Here is a 17,931-nt window from a genome sequence, read left to right as displayed (position 1 = left end):
AGTCTGTGAAACAGAACTCCCTGAAAGGATGGTTCAAGAGCGGCGCCCCCGGCGTCTGGATCAGCGGCGGCGCGGTGTCCATCGCGGTCATCATGACCATTGGCCTGCTGGCGGTGATCGCCGTGCGGGGCCTGGGTCACTTCTGGCCGGCGGACCTGGTCCACGCCAGCTACAACGTGCCGGGAATGCCTGCGCACCTGGTGGTCGGCGAAGTCGTGCAGAAGGAAGAAGTGCCTCGTGAGCGCCTGAAAAGCGCTGGCCTGCCGGTGCCGGACGAAGGCCCCGAGTTCATGACCCGCGAACTGATCAAGGTGGGTAACCGGGACCTGAACGGCACCGACTTTACCTGGATCGTCGGCGACTGGCTGATCAACCAGACCACGCCGCCGGAGCTGATGGCCATCGAGCGTCGTGAGTGGGGCAACTTCTACGGCTACCTGGTCAACGTCAAGGAAGGCGGCAAGGTCATCGCCGAAGGCGAGGCCGCCTGGCCGCAACTGCAGGCTCGCGTCCAGCGGGTCAACCAGTTGGCCGCCGAGCTCAAGACCCTGGAAAAAGTCGACATCGGCGCAATCAACGCCGGCCTGGAGCGTATCCGCCTGCACGGTCGCAAACTGGAGCTGGACGGCAAGCTCGATGCCGCCGCCCAAGCCGACCTGGAAAGCGAGCGCGCCGAACTCAATGCCCGTTACAAGGACATCGAAGCGCGCCTGGCTGACCTGCATGCACAGTTCAACCGCGATAGCCTGACCGCCCGCGATGCCAACGGCAAGGAAGTGGAGATCGAAATCGGCAAAGTGGTGCACGCTTACCAGCCAAACGGCATGGGCACGTTCACCAAGATAGGTTTCTACTTCAGCAAGGTCTGGGAATTCCTCAGCGACGACCCGCGTGAAGCCAACACCGAAGGTGGCATCTTCCCGGCGATTTTCGGCACCGTGATGATGACCCTGATCATGGCGATGATCGTGACGCCGTTCGGCGTGCTGGCGGCGGTCTACCTGCGTGAATATGCCCGCCAAGGCCCGATGACCCGCTTGATCCGTATCGCGGTGAACAACCTCGCCGGCGTTCCAGCCATCGTCTACGGTGTGTTTGGCCTGGGCTTCTTCGTCTACGTGCTGGGTGGTTCGGTCGACCGGCTGTTCTTCCCCGAGGCCTTGCCGGCGCCGACCTTCGGCACCCCGGGCCTGCTCTGGGCATCCCTGACCCTGGCGCTGCTGGCGGTACCGGTGGTGATCGTGGCCACCGAGGAAGGCCTGGCGCGGATTCCACGTACCGTGCGCGAAGGCTCCCTGGCCCTCGGCGCGACCAAGGCCGAGACCCTGTGGAAAATCGTCCTGCCCATGGCGAGCCCGGCGATGATGACCGGGATGATCCTCGCCGTGGCCCGTGCCGCCGGTGAAGTGGCGCCGTTGATGCTGGTGGGCGTGGTGAAACTGGCGCCGTCGCTGCCGCTGGACGGCAACTACCCGTACCTGCACCTGGACCAGAAGATCATGCACCTGGGCTTCCATATCTATGACGTGGGCTTCCAGAGCCCGAACGTCGAAGCGGCGCGACCGCTGGTGTACGCCACGGCGCTGCTGCTGGTGCTGGTGATCGCCACGCTCAACCTGTCGGCGGTGTGGATCCGTAACCACCTGCGCGAGAAGTACAAGGCACTGGATAGCTGATTACACATTGATTTTCTGTGGGAGCGAGCCTGCTCGCGATGGCATCACCTCGGTTCAAAGCCAGACCGAGTCGCCTGAATCGCGAGCAGGCTCGCTCCCACACAGACACATACACAGATTGGCATGGCCGCTCAGTGGCCAACCGAACCGAATTTGTTAGCACAGGGAGCCTCCCATGCAACACGAAGCACATACACACGGTATCAACATGTCGGCCCTGGGCCGCGACAAGCAGAGCCTGGACCTGGCCCAGGAAACCGTCGCCATCGAAGTGCCCGGCCTGAACCTGTTCTACGGCGACAAGCAGGCGCTGTATGACGTCAGCCTGAACATCCCGAAACAGCGCGTCACCGCGTTCATCGGCCCGTCGGGCTGCGGCAAGTCAACCTTGCTGCGTACCTTCAACCGCATGAACGACCTGGTGGACGGCTGCCGTGTCGAAGGGGAAATCAACCTCTACGGCAACAACATCTACCGCAAGGGCGAAGATGTGGCCGAGCTGCGTCGTCGCGTGGGCATGGTGTTCCAGAAGCCCAACCCGTTCCCGAAAACCATTTACGAGAACGTGGTCTACGGCTTGCGCATCCAGGGCATCAACAAGAAGCGCATCCTCGACGAAGCCGTGGAATGGGCCCTCAAGGGCGCGGCGCTGTGGGATGAGGTCAAGGACCGCCTGCATGAGTCGGCCCTGGGCCTGTCCGGCGGTCAACAGCAGCGTCTGGTGATCGCCCGCACCATCGCCGTGGAGCCGGAAGTGCTGCTGCTCGACGAACCGTGCTCGGCCCTGGATCCGATCTCGACGCTGAAAGTCGAAGAATTGATCTACGAGCTCAAGTCCAAGTTCACCATCGTCATCGTGACCCACAACATGCAACAGGCGGCGCGGGTTTCCGACTACACGGCGTTCATGTACATGGGCAAACTGGTGGAATTCGGCGATACCGATACCCTGTTCACCAATCCGGCCAAGAAACAGACCGAGGACTACATCACCGGTCGTTACGGCTAGTCGAGGCTGCTGCATAGCCGCACTGCGCTATCAGGATCAACATTTAACTGCTTGAAGCTTGCAGCTTGAAGCTTGCAACTTTCGCGGAGCGAACAAGATGATTTCGAAGGAAGGCCTTACTCACCACATTTCCGCACAGTTCAACGCTGAGCTTGAGGAAGTGCGCAGTCACTTGCTGGCCATGGGCGGGCTGGTGGAAAAGCAGGTCAACGATGCGGTGACCGCGCTGATCGAGGCCGACTCCGGCCTCGCCCAGCAGGTGCGCGAAATCGATGACCAGATCAACCAGATGGAGCGCAACATTGACGAGGAGTGCCTGCGTATCCTGGCCCGTCGTCAGCCGGCGGCTTCGGATCTGCGCCTGATCATCAGCATCTCCAAGTCGGTGATCGATCTTGAGCGGATCGGCGACGAAGCCACCAAGATCGCCCGTCGTGCCATTCAGTTGTGCGAAGAAGGCGAGGCGCCGCGCGGTTACGTCGAGGTTCGCCACATTGGCGACCAGGTGCGCAACATGGTTCGCGATGCACTGGACGCCTTTGCCCGCTTCGACGCCGACCTGGCGTTGTCGGTGGCCCAGTACGACAAGATCATCGACCGCGAATACAAGACCGCCCTGCGCGAGCTGGCGACTTACATGATGGAAGACCCGCGCTCCATCTCCCGAGTGTTGAGCATCATCTGGGTGCTGCGTTCCCTGGAGCGTATCGGCGATCATGCGCGCAACATCTCGGAACTTGTCATCTACCTGGTGCGCGGCACCGATGTGCGGCATCTGGGGCTCAAGCGCATGAAGGAAGAAGTTGAGGGCACCCCGTCCGAAACTGCTAATGTTCCGGGCGAAGCTGACGATAAGTAAGATTGCCAGGAAAAGTGCCCGGCCTTCTGGTCGGGCTTTTTTTTGGATTTTTTTTAATCGAAAGCAGCACCCCGCGAACGAAAAGTCCCGGCGTGACTGACGGTTTTTGGCAATGTGCCATCAGTAAAAGCGGTATGCTTGCCGGGATTTTTTAGAGGTGTATCTGGATGAGTAAGGTCAGTGTGTTGGTCGTGGACGATGCTTCGTTCATTCGTGACCTGGTGAAGAAGTGCCTGCGCAACTACTTCCCGGGCGTGCGCATCGAAGACGCGGTGAACGGCAAGAAAGCCCAAGCCCTGCTGGCTCGCGAAGCGTTCGACCTGGTGTTGTGCGATTGGGAAATGCCGGAAATGTCCGGCCTGGAACTGCTGACCTGGTGCCGCCAGCAGGACAACCTCAAGGGTATGCCGTTCGTGATGGTCACCAGCCGCGGCGACAAGGAAAACGTGGTCCAGGCGATCCAGGCCGGCGTTTCCGGCTACGTCAGCAAGCCGTTCACCAACGAGCAGCTACTGACCAAGGTCAAGCAGGCCCTGCATAAGGTCGGCAAGCTCGACACGCTGATGAACAGTGCCCCGACCAAGATGAACTCGGCGTTCGGCAATGACTCCCTAAGCGCCCTGACGGGCGGCAAGGCTCCGATAGCCGCTGTTGCTTCGGCCCCTGCCGCCGCACCAGCCGCCGCTCCGGCGCGTGGCTTGCTCAACAACCCACCGGTCAAGGCACCAGCCGCCGCTTCGACGACCAACCGCGGCCAAGGCCAGTTGCGCCTGTCCAGCGGCACCCAGCAATGCGTGATCAAGGCCCTGAGCCTCAAGGAAGCGCTGCTGGTGGTCAAACGCTCCGACACCCTGCCGCAAGTACTCGAAGGCGCAGTGCTGGACATGGAGCAAGGCGATAACGCCGAGACCGCTCGTCTGAACGGCTACCTGCACGCCATCGTCGCCCATGAGCAGACGCCCGACAGCGAATGGCTGCAACTGACGTTCCGCTTCGTCGACAAGGACCCGCAGAAACTCGACTACATCTCCCGCCTGATCGCTCGCGGCACCGCCCAGAAGCACTTCGTACCTGGCGCCTGATTCGGCCATGCGGATCGTTCCCATGCTCCGCGTGGGAACGCCTCTACGGACGCTCTGCGTTCGGCTCTTGAGGGGACGCGGAGCGTCCCTGGCTGCATTCCCACGCAGAGCGTGGGAACGATCACCAACACCGATCGCTGATCCAATTTTGAAACATCCGTCGACTACGCTGGTCCATCCCAGCTGCTAGGCTGCTGTGCAGGCCTTCATTTTTCGACAGAACCCTTACCCATGCTCGCTCCCCTGCTGTTTGCCTGTGGTCTTGTCCTGGCCTCCACCTCGGCCGTGGCCATGACGATCTACAAATCCACCGATGCCAATGGCGTGGTGTCCTATAGCGACCGCCCCAGCAAGGGCGCCCAGGTGTTCGTGTTCCGCGACCGCATGGTCGAGCGCCTGGAGCGACAGGTATTCCTCGATATCAAGAAACAGAACGGCGCGGATGCGGTGTTCGTGCGCAACGACCTGTATGCGCCGGTGGAGATCGAGTTGAGTTTCGCCGGGCTGCGCAATGTGAGCGGGGCACCGAGCCGGCCGATTCGGCGGGTGCTACCGGCGCGCAGCAACCTGCGCCTGGCGCTGCTCACGGCCACGCAGCCGGGCAGGCCGCTGGTGTATACCCCAAGGTTCGAATACTCCCTGGGCGACCCCGCAGGCGCGGCACAGGCCTATCAGTACCCGTTACCTTGGCGTGGCGGGCCGTTCCGGCTGAGCCAGGGTGCCAACGGCCAGTACAGCCATTACGGCCCGAAGAACCGCTACGCCATGGACATTGCCATGCCCGTCGGTACGCCGATCATCGCGGCGCGGGGCGGCGTGGTCATCAAGACCGAAAACGAGCAGACCGGCCGTGGGGACGACCCTTCGGGCAACTTCGTGCGGGTGCTGCACGATGATGGGACCATGGGCGTCTACCTGCACTTGCAGAAAGGTTCGGTGAGCGTACGGGAAGGGCAGCGGGTCGGGGTGGGCGCGCCGTTGGCGTTGTCGGGCAATACCGGCAACAGCTCCGGCCCGCACCTGCATTTCGTGGTGCAGCGCAATACCGGCCTGGGGCTGGTGTCGATTCCCTACCAGTTCAATCAACCGGTGGGCGACCTGCCCAACTTTGCGTTGGGCAAGCAATAGCATCTGCAGATGCGAAGGCGTTTCGTGGCGGGGGATTTATCTGTGGGAGCAAGGCTTGCCCGCGACTAAGGCGACGTGGTCTTTCTGCTCTCTTTTGATCTTTCGCTCCAGACTCAATTGGCAGTGAAAAGATCGCAGCCTCGCTTCGCTCGTCAGCTCCTACAGACTCAATCGAGCATCAACACCTTCGCCAGAATGATCTTCGGCCCTTTCATCTTCTTGATGATGATCCGCAGGCCTTCGACTTCCAGCACTTCTTCCTCTTCCGGTACGCGCTTGAGGGTTTCATAGACCAACCCAGCCAGGGTTTCGGCTTCGATGTGGTCCAGGTCGATCCCCAGCAGGCGCTCGACCTTGAACAGCGGCGTATCACCCCGTACCAGCAGCTTGCCCGGCTGGTAGGCCAGGATGCCGCGTTCGGCCTTGCGGTGTTCGTCCTGGATGTCACCCACCAGCACTTCCAGCACGTCTTCCATGGTCAGGTAGCCGATGATGTTGCCGTCGGCTTCCTCGACCAGGGCGAAGTGCGAGCCGCCCTTGCGGAACTGCTCCAGCAATTGCGACAGCGGCATGTGCCGCGACACGCGCTCCAGCGGCCGGGTCAGTTCGGCCAGGTTGAACGATTCGGGGATGTGATCCAGGGCCGCCAATTCCAGCAGCAGGTCCTTGATGTGCAGCAGGCCGACGAACTCCTGGCGCTCGCTGTCATACACCGGATAACGGCTGAACTTGTGGCGACGGAACATCGCCAGGATTTCCTTGAGCGGCGCGTTGAACTCCAGCGTCACCAGGTCTTCCCGGGAGTTGGCCCAGTCCACTACTTCCAGCTCGCCCATTTCCACGGCCGAGGCCAGCACGCGCATGCCTTGGTCGCTCGGGTCCTGACCACGGCTGGAGTGCAGGATCAGTTTCAGTTCTTCGCGGCTGTAATGGTGTTCGTGATGCGGGCCGGGCTCGCCTTGGCCGGCGATGCGCAAAATGGCGTTGGCGCTGGCGTTGAGCAGGTAGATCGCCGGGTACATGGCCCAGTAGAACAGGTACAACGGCACGGCGGTCCACAGCGACAGCAGTTCGGGTTTGCGAATGGCCCAGGATTTGGGCGCCAGTTCACCGACCACGATGTGCAGGTACGAAATGATGAAGAACGCGGTGAAGAACGACACGCCCTTGATCACTTCCGGCGACTGTACGCCGACAGCGCCCAGCAGCGGCTCGAGGATGTGGGCGAACGCCGGCTCACCGACCCAGCCCAGGCCCAGGGACGCCAGGGTAATACCCAGCTGGCACGCCGACAGGTAAGCGTCGAGCTGGCTGTGGACGGTGCGCAGGATGTGTCCGCGCCAGCCGTTCTGCTCGGCAATGGCCTCGACCCGGGTCGAACGCAGCTTGACCATGGCGAATTCGGCCGCAACGAAAAAGCCGTTGAGCAAAACCAGGATCAGCGCAAAAAGAATCATGCCGAATTCGGCGAAAAGTGTGACGAGGGACAAGCCAGGGGAAGGGTCCATGATGGGGTTTTGCGGTTTCCGTAAAGTCGTAGGAATTAAAAATGAGCGCCTGAAAAGGCAGGCGCAAGTCAGCCAATGTAGCGGCTGACTCGGCGATTGCCTAGGGGGTGCGTTTAATCAGCGGGGCGTGCGAGGCGTGCGCGAACCACCTGGGCCGGGGCGAAATGGCAGGTAAAGGTGCTGCCATGGCCGGGTACGCTGCTGATTTCCATGCGGGCGCGGTGGCGCAGCAGGACGTGTTTGACGATGGCCAGGCCCAGCCCGGTGCCGCCGGTATTGGAGTTGCGGCTGGAGTCGACACGGTAGAAACGTTCGGTCAGGCGCGGCAGGTGCTTGCTGTCGATGCCAATGCCTGAATCGCGCACGCTCAGGTGCGCGCCTTGCTCATCGCCCCACCAGCGCACATGGATCCGGCCTTGCTCGGGCGTGTACTTGACCGCGTTGAACACCAGGTTGGAAAACGCACTGCGCAGTTCCGCCTCGCTGCCTTTGAGCTGCACGGCCGGGTCGGCTTCCAGGGTGATGGTCTGCTGCTTGGCACCGGACAGTTCCTGCGCATCTTCGACAATGATTTGCAGCAGGTCGTCGATGGGCACTGGCTGGTTGTCCGACGGGTAGTCGGTGGCTTCCAGCTTCGCCAGCAGCAACAAGTCGTTGAGCAGGGTCTGCATGCGCCCGCTTTGCTGGTGCATCTGCTGCAAGGCCCGGCTCCAGCGCGGGTTCACCTCCTCGACGTTGTCGAGCAGGGTTTCCAGATAACCACAGATCACCGTCAACGGCGTGCGCAGTTCGTGGGAAACGTTGGCGATGAAGTCCTTGCGCATCTGTTCCAACTGATGGATACGCGTGACGTCGCGCACCAGCATCAAGTGCTCATTGTTGCCATAGCGCGTGATGTACAGCTGGATGCGTAGACGATCATTGGTGGGCGAAGGGATCTCCAGCGGCTCGGCGTAATTGGCCTGTTCGAAATATTCCTTGAAGCGCGGATGACGCACCAGGTTGGTCACCGGCTGGCCGCTGTCCTGTGGCGTCTTGAGGCCCAGCAGGGTCTCGGCGGCGCGGTTCCACCACTCCAGGTTGCCGTCGCTGTCGAGCATGATCACCGCGTCTTTCAGCGCGGCGGTGGACTCCTGGACCCGGTCGATCACCGCCTGCAGGCGCCCGCGAACGCGCTGGTCGCGCCGTTGCAGGTGGTAGATGCTGTCGAACACCTCACCCCACAGGCCATAGCCGTCGGGCGGTGCTTCGTCGGGTTGGTGCAGGCGCAGCCATTCATGCAGGCGCAGCAATTGCTTGAGTGTCCAGGCCAGGTAAAGCCCCAGGCCCGCGGCCAGGCTCCAACCGTAATAACCACTGATCAGGCCGATCAGCAAACAGCCGGTCACCAGCAACAACATGTGGCGAATCAGGGTGCCATGCCAGTTTTGATTCACGGAAAATCCTTGGGAGAAAAGCAGCTCCAAGCTTCAAGCGGCAAGCTAAGCGCTACGCGGCTTTAACTTGCCGCTAGTAGCTGAAAGCTTGCAGCTGCTCTCAAGCCTTTGTCGAAAAACGATATCCGGTGCCGCGCACGGTTTGTACCAGATTTTCATAGGCATCGCCGAGGGCCTTGCGCAGGCGCCGGATGTGCACGTCCACGGTGCGCTCCTCGACATAGACGTTGCCGCCCCAGACCTGGTCCAGCAGTTGGCCGCGGGTGTAGGCACGTTCCTGGTGAGTCATGAAGAATTGCAGCAGGCGGTATTCGGTCGGGCCCATCTCGGCGGGTTTGCCGTCGATGGTCACGCGGTGGCTGATCGGGTCGAGCAGCAGGCCACCGACTTCGATGGGGGCTTCGCCATCCGTCGGTCCGGCGCGTCGCAGCACGGCTTTCAGACGCGCCACCAGCTCCCGTGGCGAAAACGGCTTGGTGATGTAGTCGTCGGCGCCGACTTCCAGGCCCTGGATCTTGTTGTCCTCTTCGCCCTTGGCCGTGAGCATGATGATCGGAATATCACCGGTCAGCTCGTCGCGCTTGAGACGCCTTGCCAGTTCGATGCCAGACGTGCCGGGCAGCATCCAGTCCAGCAGGATCAGGTCGGGTTTGCGGTCGACGATGATGGCGTGGGCCTGTTGAGAGTTTTCTGCTTCCATGCAGTCATAGCCGGCCATCTCCAACGCAACGGCGATCATCTCGCGGATGGGCGCTTCGTCGTCGACGATCAGAATGCTCCTGCCAACCATGGGGTAATCCTCTTGTCATTTAACTGTCTTGCGCCGCATTAGATAACGGAATTATTGCAGTCGTGTGACAGTTATTTCGTCGTGCGGCGGTGAAAGGGATCCTGGACTACGCTTTTCAGTCCGAATCCTGACAACTACAAAGGAAGGTTTCCATGAATTACTTCACCCGATCCATCCAGGCGCTGGCGGTAACGGCTGCCCTGGCGCTGCCGGCATTGGCGTTCGCGGCTGAACCGGCGATGAAAGAAGGGGGCATGTGGACAGATCATCAGAGCATGACGTTGTACACGTTTGCCAACGACCAAGACGGCAAGTCAATGTGCAACGACAAATGCGCGGCCAACTGGCCGCCGCTCAAGGCTGAAGACGGTGACAAGTCCATGGGCAAATGGAGCGTGATCACCCGTGATGATGGTACGAAGCAATGGGCCTACGATGGCAAGCCGTTGTACACCTTTGTGAGGGATACAAAAGCTGGAGACATGACGGGTGATGGCTTGATGAATGGTGCCTGGAAAGTCGCCAAACCCTGACTGAAATATTTCCACCAAGGTAACGACAGATCATCTGTGGCGAGGGGATTTATGTGGGAGCAAGGCTTGCCCGCGATGAAGGCGCTGCGGTCTCTTAGAAATCGAGGTGCCTGTTTCGCGAGCAAGCTTTGCTCCCACAGCAAACGGGGATAAATCCCCTCGCCACGGGGGGAATCACCTCAGGGCGTAATCCAGCACGATCCCCACGAAAATCGCCAACCCGGCCCAATGGTTGTGCAGGAATGCCTGGAAGCAGCGCATCCGATCCCGGCCCCGGGTGTACCAGAACTCCCAGGCGAAGCACGCGGCAGCGGCCACCAGCCCCAGGTGGAACCAGCCGCCGAGTTGGAATTTCGACCCGGCCAACAGCAGGCAGCCCAAGGCCAGGCCTTGCAGCGTCAGGATGATCACCCGGTCGGCATCGCCAAACAGGATCGCCGTGGACTTCACGCCAATGCGCAGGTCATCGTCCCGGTCGGTCATCGCGTAATAGGTGTCGTAGCCCACCGTCCACAGCAGGTTGGCGATGTACAGCAACCAGGCGGCGGCCGGCAGATGACCGGTTTCGGCGGTGAACGCCATCGGCATGCCCCAGGAGAACGCCGCGCCCAGGACCACTTGCGGGTAGTAGGTATAGCGCTTCATGAACGGGTAGCTGAACGCCAGCGCCAGGCCACCGAGGGAGAGCAGGATGGTCGGGGCGTTGGTGCACAGCACCAGCAGGAAACTCACGCTCATCAGCACCGCGAAGAACACCAGCGCCTCTTTCGAACTGATCTTGCCGCTCACCAGTGGGCGCTGCTCGGTGCGCTTGACGTGGCCGTCGACCTTGCGGTCGGCCCAGTCATTGATCACACAGCCGCCGGCGCGGGTCAGCACCACGCCGAGGACGAAAATCACCACGTTGGCGATGGACGGTGAGCCTTCACCGGCAATCCACAACGCCCACAACGTCGGCCACAGCAGCAGGTAGATGCCGATGGGCTTGTCCATGCGGGTCAGTTGCACGAAGTCCCAGGCCCGCGGGTTCAGGCGGTTCAAGGATTTGAGCAGTTGCACATACATCAGCAATTCTCCGAATAGGCGCGGGCGACGGTCCACAGGCGCGGCAGGAAAATTTCCGCCACCAGCACGCTCAACGCACCGCGATCGAAACGTGAACGGCGACCCCACAGCCCGCTGGCGCGCACTTCTTCCGGCAACCCGGCGTCGGGGTAATGGCAAACTTCGATGGCTCGGCGCTGGAACGCCTGGTCGCAAAACAGCAGCTCCCCCAGGGAACGGCTGCCCAGTTCGTCCATCTGCAAGCCGTCGCCCTGCAAGGCGCTGCGCGCCGCCACACTGCGGGCGAACACCCACGGCTGGTCATGGCCGCGCAGATACACCTCGCGTACCCAGCCCTCGCTGCCCTCGGCCAGGTCCAGGGCGGCGCATTCGTCGGCGCGCAATGGCTTCCAGCCTTCGAACAACGGCGTCACACTGAAATGGCCGTCTGACAGGCGCGTGAGGCGCCGGGTCAGGGAGCCTTCGTCAAACAGCCAGTCGAGGACACCCTCATCGGGGCGAGGCGACAGCAGGGGCTGGGGCAACCATTGGAGTGTTGGAAATATCGAATTTGTATGCGGCACAGAGGTCTTGAATGGCAGCAAATGAGGGCGCGAGCTTACCATGTCGGTCGCTGATTTTGACTGGCCCGGCCGGCTGACCTGCTGATCGTGCTTGCATCTGTCGCAACCGATCAGTACAAAACGGCCCTGAGCTGGAAAATACCGGCCAAGGCCTGACATCTTGAGGAAGTATTGGAATGAAGAAGTGGCAATGTATCGTCTGCGGCCTGATCTACAACGAAGCTGACGGCTGGCCTGGCGATGGCATCGCGCCCGGCACTCGCTGGGAGGACGTACCGGCAGACTGGCTGTGCCCGGACTGCGGCGTCGGCAAAATGGATTTCGAAATGATCGAAATCAACTGATCGTTTCATCAAATGGAGAGCAACATGAGTGCACCTGTCGTTATCGTCGGTACTGGGCTGGCCGGTTACAACCTGGCCCGGGAGTTTCGCAAGCTCGATAGCGAAACCCCGCTGCTGCTGATCACCGCGGACGACGGTCGCTCGTACTCCAAGCCGATGCTCTCCACAGGCTTTGGTAAAAACAAGGATGCCGACGGCCTGAGCATGGCCGAACCGGGGGCCATGGCCGAGCAACTCAAGGCCGAAGTTCGCACCCACACCCGTATCAGCGGCATCGATCCGGGCCACAAACGGCTGTGGATCGGCGAAGAGGCGGTGAACTACCGCGATCTGATCCTGGCCTGGGGCGCCGAAACCGTGCGCGTGCCGGTGCAGGGCGATGCGGCGGAGCTGATCTTCCCGATCAACGACCTGGAAGACTACGCACGCTTCAGGGCCGCGGCCGCCGGCAAGCGCCGGGTGTTGTTGCTTGGCGCCGGCCTGATTGGTTGCGAGTTCGCCAACGACCTGAGCCTGGGCGGCTACGAAGTGCAACTGGTGGCGCCGTGCGAGCAAGTCATGCCGACGCTGTTGCACCCGGCCGCTGCCGCAGCGGTCCAGGCCGGGCTGGAAAGCCTTGGCGCGCGTTTCCACCTGGGCCCGGTACTCAACCGCTTGCAGAAGGTCGCCGACGGGCTGGAGGCGCACCTGTCCGACGGCCAGGTGATTGCCTGTGACCTGGTGGTCTCGGCCATCGGTCTGCGCCCACGCATCGACCTGGCAGCCGCGGCGGGCCTGGTGGTCAACCGCGGCGTCGTGGTCGACCGTCATCTGAAAACCTCCCACGCCAACATCTATGCCCTGGGTGACTGCGCCGAGGTCGATGGCTTGAACCTGCTGTATGTCATGCCGCTGATGAGCTGCGCCCGGGCCCTGGCCCAGACGCTGGTCGGCAACCCGACGACCGTCAGCTACGGCGCCATGCCGATTACGGTAAAAACCCCGGTGTGCCCACTGGTGGTGTCGCCACCACCGCGAGGCAGTGAGGGCGTGTGGAGCGTCGAAGGGCAGGGCGCGGACATCAAGGCGCTATGCCGCGACGCTCAAGGCAACCTGCTGGGCTACGCCCTGACAGGCACGGCGGTGATGGAGAAACTGGCACTGAACAAGGAACTTCCACCCCTGCTGGCGTAAATACTGGTCGTTCTGTCGCAAAAACCCTACTTTTGGTCCCACAAAGGTCGCCCGGCCACTGGCGCCGTTTTCGGCAGCGTGCCATCCTCACTCCCGTCTGCCGCAGAGTAGAGCCTGCGGCGCCTTAGGGGCCGTTCCAAAGAGAACGGCACGGACATAACAACAAAAAAACCGTCAAAGGGGCTTCATTCATGCGTAAACCAGAACTCGCCGCCGCTATCGCGGAAAAAGCAGACCTCACCAAAGAACAAGCCAACCGCGTCCTCAACGCCGTCCTCGAAGAAATCACCGGCGCCCTGCACCGCAAGGACAGCGTCACCCTGGTGGGCTTCGGCACTTTCCTGCAACGCCACCGCGGCGCCCGCACTGGCAAGAACCCACAGACCGGTGAGCCGGTGAAGATCAAGGCCAGCAACACCGTTGCCTTCAAACCAGGCAAGTCCTTGAAGGACAGCGTCAACCCGTAATTGCGGCGAGTACCTCGGCCAGGGGGAAGAAAGCAGCAATCAAAAAGGGCATACCGATGACTCGGTATGCCCTTTTTTGTATTGCCTTGTGCAGGAGCTGCCGAAGGCTGCGATCTTTTGATCTTTCGCTTAAGGCTCAAGCGTCAGGGAAAAGATCGCAGCCTCGCTTCGCTCGGCAGCTCCTACACGCGGTAACGTCCGCCTAATCCGCAGAAGTCTTCGGCGCTGCCAACGCCTTCAAAGCTGCCTTGCGCTCGTCGATCGGCAATTTGCCGAGCTTTTCCACCGCCGCGTAAAACCCGACCCAGTCCCCGCCCTCGCGCCTGAACAGCGCCGCAAACGCCGGCACCCACTGGTCATACAGCCCGAACGGCAGCAACCGCGCATTGTTCAGTGGGGCATAGACCCAGGCGTCGTAGCGTTTGTCACCGGCCCATTGAGTGTCGCGCAACTGCTCATAGTCGGTGCGCAGGCGTTCGAATGCCTGTGCCTTGCGTTGGCGCATCTGTTCGGCCGGCAGGGGTTGGGTGTAGAGCTTTTCCAGGCGCTGGCGGGTGTCGAGGATCAATTGAATGAATTGGTCGCGCTGGCGCATCTGCTTGCCGTTATCCGGCGCCAACCCACGACTGGCTCGCCATTGCCGGCTGCCTTCCTGCTCGACGAAGGTGGCGAAGGACTCATTGAATTCGGTGTCGTCCTTTACATAAAAGCGCTGGTGCGCCAGCTCATGGAAGATCAGCGTCGCCAGGCGCTCGTCACCCCAATGCATCATCGAACTCAGGATCGGATCGTTGAACCAGCCCAGCGTCGAGTAGGCCTCTACACCACCGATCGACACGTCCATGCCCTGCAAGCGCTGCAATGCGGCCTCGCCACGGGCGGCTCCCTGGCTGTAGTAACCGCGATAAGCCACGCAACCGGCAATGGGGAAACAATGATTCTGCGGCGCCAGGGAAAATTCTGGCGTGGCGAAGACATTCCAGACGACGAATGGCCGGCCAATGTCCGCATACAGGCGATAGCTTTGATTGTCCGGCAAGTGCAGGTGAGCGCTGGCGAACGCCCGTGCCTCACGCGCCTGGGTCAGGTGCGCCTTCAGTTGGGCATCGCGAGCAGGGTCGGCAATGACCTGGTCGACAGGCTCCCGGGCCTGCAACAACCGCAGTTGCCCACCGACGAGCTGGCTGTAATAACCGGCGCTTGTGCAACCGTTCAGTAACAAAAGCAGGAGGCCTGGAAACAAAATCCGGAAAACACGGTCGAGTAACCGATGGCTTGAACGCGGCCTGATCAATTGGAATCACCCTGGGAAGTCTGTCCACAAGACTATCTCGCTTGCCTGGAGCTTCGCTATGCGCGTGTTGATGCTGACGAGCGGCCTGTTGCTGCTGACCGGTTGCGCCGGTTTGCCTGATCCTGATCCATCCCAAGCGTGGATCGACTTGGGAAACCAGCAGGACACCGCGCTGCAAGCGCTAAAAGTCGATGACAAGACGTCCATCGACCGACGCTATTTCGAAGTGCAGCCCGGTAGCCATGAACTGACGGTGCGTTATCAATTTGCTGTCGAGCCCGGCAACATCGGCCCGGATGCCGAGCCGCTGTGGCGTGATTGCCGGTTGAACGTGAAATTCAAGGACTTCAACGCGGGCCAACGTTACCAGTTGCAGGCCGGCAGCATCGGTTTCCGGCCATGGGCCAAGCTTTACGATCAGCAACGTAAAGTGGTGGGGCAAGGTACGCCGGCGGGCTGCCAACAAACTTGATTAGCGCTATGCTCAATACCTGATTTTCAGGAAACTCACCATGCGCTTACCTCTGCTGTTACTGGCCTTGGTCTCCATGAGCGGTTGTGCAACGAGCCCGCTGCCCCAGGTCGACCCGAACATGGCGTGGATCGATTTCGCTACCCCCATGCCGGGCGGCAAAATGCTGATGGCTGAGAGCCTGGATGGCCAGCGATTGCGAGACGGACGGTTCTTTCAGGTTTCGCCGGGCAGCCACGAACTGAAAGTACGCTTCGACTTCGAGGTGTTTAGCGGTGGTGGGTTGGGTATGCAAGCCGAACCGCAGGAGCGGTTGTGCTACATGCTCGTGCGTTATGACCATTTCGAAGCCGGCCAACGCTATCGACTGGAGGCTCGCAACCTGGCGTTCACGCCCAGCGCCCGGCTCTATGACGCCAAGCGTCAAATCGTGGCCGAAGAGCGACAAATCAATTGCGTTCCGTAGAGCGTCCTAGCGGTCGTTCTTCTGGTAGATGATTTTCTTCGTACCGTTTTCGCAAGTGCCCACGACCATGTTCTGGTCGTGGACTTCGTCGTTGGTGACGATTTCCAACGTGTAGGACGACACTTTATTGGCCTGGATCTTCGCTTCGATTTCCGCTTTCAGCTCTTCGCAGGATTTGGGGGCTGCAAGGGCTGATGCAGCGAATGCGCAACCAATGACCACCAGGGCTGATCGTTTCATGTTCGAATTCCTCATGGCAGCGCGCACTGCCTTTGTGCGCTGAAACTGCAGGCTTCATTCGATCATAATTGCGCCAGGGTAAACAGCTCGACCGTATTCAAGAAATCGCAGCCTTCGGCAGCACCTGCGAAGGCTGCGACCCTTTCATTCGTCAGCTCAACAGTGTCGCATCCAGGGTGATCTGGGCGTTCAGTACCTTGGACACCGGGCACCCTTCCTTGGCCTTCTTGCTCAGTTCGTCGAATTGCGCCTGGCTGGCACCGGGGATTTTCGCCTTGAGTACCAACTTGACTGCCGTGATCGCGAAACCGCCATCGACCTGGTCGAGGGTCACTTCAGCGTTGGTGTCGATGCTGTCGGCCTTGAGCCCGGCATCGCCGAGGATCATCGAAAAGGCCATGGAAAAGCAGCCGGCATGGGCCGCGCCTATCAATTCCTCCGGGTTGGTGCCCTTGCCGCCTTCAAAGCGCGCCTTGAAGCCGTAGGGCGCTTCGCGCAGCACACCGGTTTCCGTGGAAATGGAGCCGATACCGGTTTTCAGGTCACCTTCCCAATGAGCCGATGCTTTCTTGATGATAGCCATGTCTGCCTCCTGAAGATCCGGCGCGAGAGACGCGCCTGGGTGTTTTTTTAACTGTCTGGGTTGTGAGGATAGACCGCCCGGAAAAGTTCACCTTGTCGATTAACCGACGAATTTAGTAGGAAAATTCTTCGCAGCTATTGAAACTCGGGTATATGCCCACATTGCATGGAACACACCTTTAGAAACGGCAGGCTTTTGCCCGTAGGAAAAGCCCGGAACGCCGTTGGAGATCCCGGCCCATGAAACAGCTGTCCGAAGTGAAATTCTCAACCCTCGACCTGGTGCCTGTCCGAGCCGATGGTAATGCCGCCCAGTCCTTGCGCAACTCGCTGGACCTGGCGCAGCACGTGGAAAAATATGGCTACACCCGCTTCTGGGTGGCCGAGCACCACAACATGGACGGTATCGCCAGCTCCGCGACGGCGGTGCTGCTGGGGTATCTGGCGGGGGGCACTTCGACCATTCGTGTCGGCTCCGGCGGCGTCATGTTGCCCAATCATGCGCCGTTGATCATCGCCGAACAGTTCGGCACGCTGGAAAGCCTCTACCCGGGTCGAATCGACCTGGGGTTGGGGCGTGCGCCAGGTTCCGACCAGATGACCGCCCGAGCCCTGCGTCGCGAGCGCTCCGGCAGCGCGGACGATTTCCCCGAGGACGTGGCCGAGCTGATGCGCTATCTGGGCCCACGCACCCCGGACCAACGCATCATCGCCATGCCCGGCACCGGGACCAACGTGCCGGTGTGGCTGCTGGGGTCGAGCCTGTTCAGTGCGCAATTGGCCGGTGAGCGCGGTTTGCCCTACGCGTTCGCCTCTCATTTCGCACCGCGCTACATGCACGAGGCAATTCGCATCTACCGCAACCACTTCAAGCCGTCGGCGGTGCTCGACAAGCCTTATGTGATGCTCGGCGTGCCGCTGGTGGCGGCGGACACGGATGAACAGGCCGATTACCTGGCGACGTCGGTGTACCAGCGAATCCTGGCGCTGATGCGCGGTCAGAGCCTGGTGCAGCGTCCGCCGGTCGAAACAATGAACGGCCTCTGGTTGCCCCATGAGAAAGAAGCGGTTGGCGATTTCCTGGGACTGGCCATGGTCGGCAGCCCGCAGAAGATTCGCGCCAAGCTGGAGGTGCTGATCGAGCAAACCCAGGCCGATGAACTGATTTTTACCAGCGACCTGTATGAGCACGCCGATCGCTTGCACTCATACGAGTTGCTGGCGCAGGTCATGAAAGGCTGAAT

At 61.0% G+C, this 17,931-nt stretch carries 20 protein-coding genes; 12 read left to right on the top strand and 8 right to left on the bottom strand.

Going from position 1 to position 17,931, the window contains the following annotated elements; all coding sequences use genetic code 11:
• The first annotated feature begins 5 nt into the window (after positions 1–5).
• The 5 genes from pstA (at position 6) to ASC85_RS10160 (ending at position 5,754) form a co-directional block, all read left to right on the top strand.
• On the top strand, positions 6–1,676 hold the full coding sequence (pstA, locus tag ASC85_RS10180) for a phosphate ABC transporter permease PstA (protein WP_057449231.1): 1,671 nt from the start codon (positions 6–8) through the stop codon (positions 1,674–1,676).
• A 175-nt stretch (positions 1,677–1,851) separates the two neighbouring features.
• Positions 1,852–2,685 carry a phosphate ABC transporter ATP-binding protein PstB gene (gene pstB, locus ASC85_RS10175; protein ID WP_014335891.1) on the top strand — a complete coding sequence of 278 codons (834 nt, stop codon included), beginning with the start codon at positions 1,852–1,854 and terminating at the stop codon, positions 2,683–2,685.
• Between the two features lie 97 nt (positions 2,686–2,782).
• Complete coding sequence (phoU, locus tag ASC85_RS10170; protein WP_057449230.1) at positions 2,783–3,544, top strand: phosphate signaling complex protein PhoU; 762 nt, start codon at positions 2,783–2,785, stop codon at positions 3,542–3,544.
• Positions 3,545–3,711: 167 nt separating this feature from the next.
• On the top strand, positions 3,712–4,626 hold the full coding sequence (locus ASC85_RS10165) for a response regulator (RefSeq protein ID WP_057449229.1): 915 nt from the start codon (positions 3,712–3,714) through the stop codon (positions 4,624–4,626).
• A gap of 231 nt (positions 4,627–4,857) precedes the next feature.
• Positions 4,858–5,754, top strand: a complete 897-nt coding sequence (locus ASC85_RS10160) for a peptidoglycan DD-metalloendopeptidase family protein (protein ID WP_057449228.1) — start codon at positions 4,858–4,860, stop codon at positions 5,752–5,754.
• A 167-nt stretch (positions 5,755–5,921) separates the two neighbouring features.
• Here ASC85_RS10160 and ASC85_RS10155 read toward each other — a convergent pair whose 3' ends face one another.
• The 3 genes from ASC85_RS10155 to phoB form a co-directional block, all read right to left on the bottom strand.
• Positions 5,922–7,262: a hemolysin family protein gene (locus ASC85_RS10155; protein ID WP_014335895.1), complete on the bottom strand. Its 1,341-nt coding sequence runs from the start codon at positions 7,260–7,262 to the stop codon at positions 5,922–5,924.
• 113 nt (positions 7,263–7,375) lie between these two features.
• Positions 7,376–8,662: a phosphate regulon sensor histidine kinase PhoR gene (gene phoR, locus ASC85_RS10150; RefSeq protein WP_236712347.1), complete on the bottom strand. Its 1,287-nt coding sequence runs from the start codon at positions 8,660–8,662 to the stop codon at positions 7,376–7,378.
• A 136-nt stretch (positions 8,663–8,798) separates the two neighbouring features.
• Positions 8,799–9,488, bottom strand: coding sequence for a phosphate regulon transcriptional regulator PhoB (gene phoB / locus ASC85_RS10145; protein WP_003177195.1), 690 nt, complete (start codon positions 9,486–9,488; stop codon positions 8,799–8,801).
• 152 nt (positions 9,489–9,640) lie between these two features.
• On the opposite strand from phoB, the gene ASC85_RS10140 reads away from it, so the two are divergent.
• Positions 9,641–10,021: a COG4315 family predicted lipoprotein gene (locus tag ASC85_RS10140; RefSeq protein ID WP_057449226.1), complete on the top strand. Its 381-nt coding sequence runs from the start codon at positions 9,641–9,643 to the stop codon at positions 10,019–10,021.
• A 174-nt stretch (positions 10,022–10,195) separates the two neighbouring features.
• Here ASC85_RS10140 and ubiA read toward each other — a convergent pair whose 3' ends face one another.
• Positions 10,196–11,086 (bottom strand): 4-hydroxybenzoate octaprenyltransferase, encoded by an 891-nt coding sequence (gene ubiA, locus ASC85_RS10135; RefSeq protein WP_014335898.1) that lies wholly within the window; start codon positions 11,084–11,086, stop codon positions 10,196–10,198.
• Positions 11,086–11,649, bottom strand: coding sequence for a chorismate--pyruvate lyase family protein (locus ASC85_RS10130; protein ID WP_057449575.1), 564 nt, complete (start codon positions 11,647–11,649; stop codon positions 11,086–11,088). Before ASC85_RS10130 ends, ubiA begins: the two co-directional genes overlap by 1 nt.
• Before the next feature lie 176 nt (positions 11,650–11,825).
• Between ASC85_RS10130 and ASC85_RS10125 the strand changes: the two genes are divergently transcribed.
• From ASC85_RS10125 to ASC85_RS10115, 3 genes are all read left to right on the top strand, one after another.
• Positions 11,826–11,993, top strand: coding sequence for a rubredoxin (locus ASC85_RS10125; protein WP_057449225.1), 168 nt, complete (start codon positions 11,826–11,828; stop codon positions 11,991–11,993).
• A gap of 24 nt (positions 11,994–12,017) precedes the next feature.
• Complete coding sequence (locus tag ASC85_RS10120) at positions 12,018–13,166, top strand: NAD(P)/FAD-dependent oxidoreductase (RefSeq protein WP_057449224.1); 1,149 nt, start codon at positions 12,018–12,020, stop codon at positions 13,164–13,166.
• A gap of 191 nt (positions 13,167–13,357) precedes the next feature.
• A complete protein-coding gene (locus ASC85_RS10115) occupies positions 13,358–13,633 on the top strand; it encodes an HU family DNA-binding protein (protein WP_003213368.1) in 276 nt (91 codons plus the stop codon).
• A gap of 202 nt (positions 13,634–13,835) precedes the next feature.
• On the opposite strand, the gene ASC85_RS10110 is transcribed toward ASC85_RS10115, so the two are convergent.
• Positions 13,836–14,927 carry an aminopeptidase gene (locus tag ASC85_RS10110; protein ID WP_057449223.1) on the bottom strand — a complete coding sequence of 364 codons (1,092 nt, stop codon included), beginning with the start codon at positions 14,925–14,927 and terminating at the stop codon, positions 13,836–13,838.
• A 58-nt stretch (positions 14,928–14,985) separates the two neighbouring features.
• Between ASC85_RS10110 and ASC85_RS10105 the strand changes: the two genes are divergently transcribed.
• Positions 14,986–15,399 carry a PA0061/PA0062 family lipoprotein gene (locus ASC85_RS10105; RefSeq protein ID WP_057449222.1) on the top strand — a complete coding sequence of 138 codons (414 nt, stop codon included), beginning with the start codon at positions 14,986–14,988 and terminating at the stop codon, positions 15,397–15,399.
• A 40-nt stretch (positions 15,400–15,439) separates the two neighbouring features.
• Positions 15,440–15,865, top strand: coding sequence for a PA0061/PA0062 family lipoprotein (locus ASC85_RS10100; RefSeq protein ID WP_014335904.1), 426 nt, complete (start codon positions 15,440–15,442; stop codon positions 15,863–15,865).
• A gap of 6 nt (positions 15,866–15,871) precedes the next feature.
• Here ASC85_RS10100 and ASC85_RS10095 read toward each other — a convergent pair whose 3' ends face one another.
• Both ASC85_RS10095 and ASC85_RS10090 read right to left on the bottom strand, forming a co-directional pair.
• On the bottom strand, positions 15,872–16,105 hold the full coding sequence (locus tag ASC85_RS10095; protein ID WP_057449221.1) for a DUF1161 domain-containing protein: 234 nt from the start codon (positions 16,103–16,105) through the stop codon (positions 15,872–15,874).
• Positions 16,106–16,256: 151 nt separating this feature from the next.
• Entirely contained in the window at positions 16,257–16,688 is a 432-nt protein-coding gene (locus tag ASC85_RS10090; RefSeq protein ID WP_057449220.1) for an OsmC family protein, read from the bottom strand.
• 239 nt (positions 16,689–16,927) lie between these two features.
• Between ASC85_RS10090 and ASC85_RS10085 the strand changes: the two genes are divergently transcribed.
• Positions 16,928–17,929 carry an LLM class flavin-dependent oxidoreductase gene (locus ASC85_RS10085; RefSeq protein WP_057449219.1) on the top strand — a complete coding sequence of 334 codons (1,002 nt, stop codon included), beginning with the start codon at positions 16,928–16,930 and terminating at the stop codon, positions 17,927–17,929.
• Positions 17,930–17,931 lie beyond the last annotated feature (2 nt).

The organism is Pseudomonas sp. Root401 (genome assembly GCF_001425105.1).
In the GTDB taxonomy this organism is placed as follows: Bacteria; Pseudomonadota; Gammaproteobacteria; order Pseudomonadales; family Pseudomonadaceae; genus Aquipseudomonas; species Aquipseudomonas brassicacearum.
The sequence above is the reverse complement of the archived record's forward strand: the minus strand, read 5'-3'. Positions and strand labels throughout refer to the sequence as shown.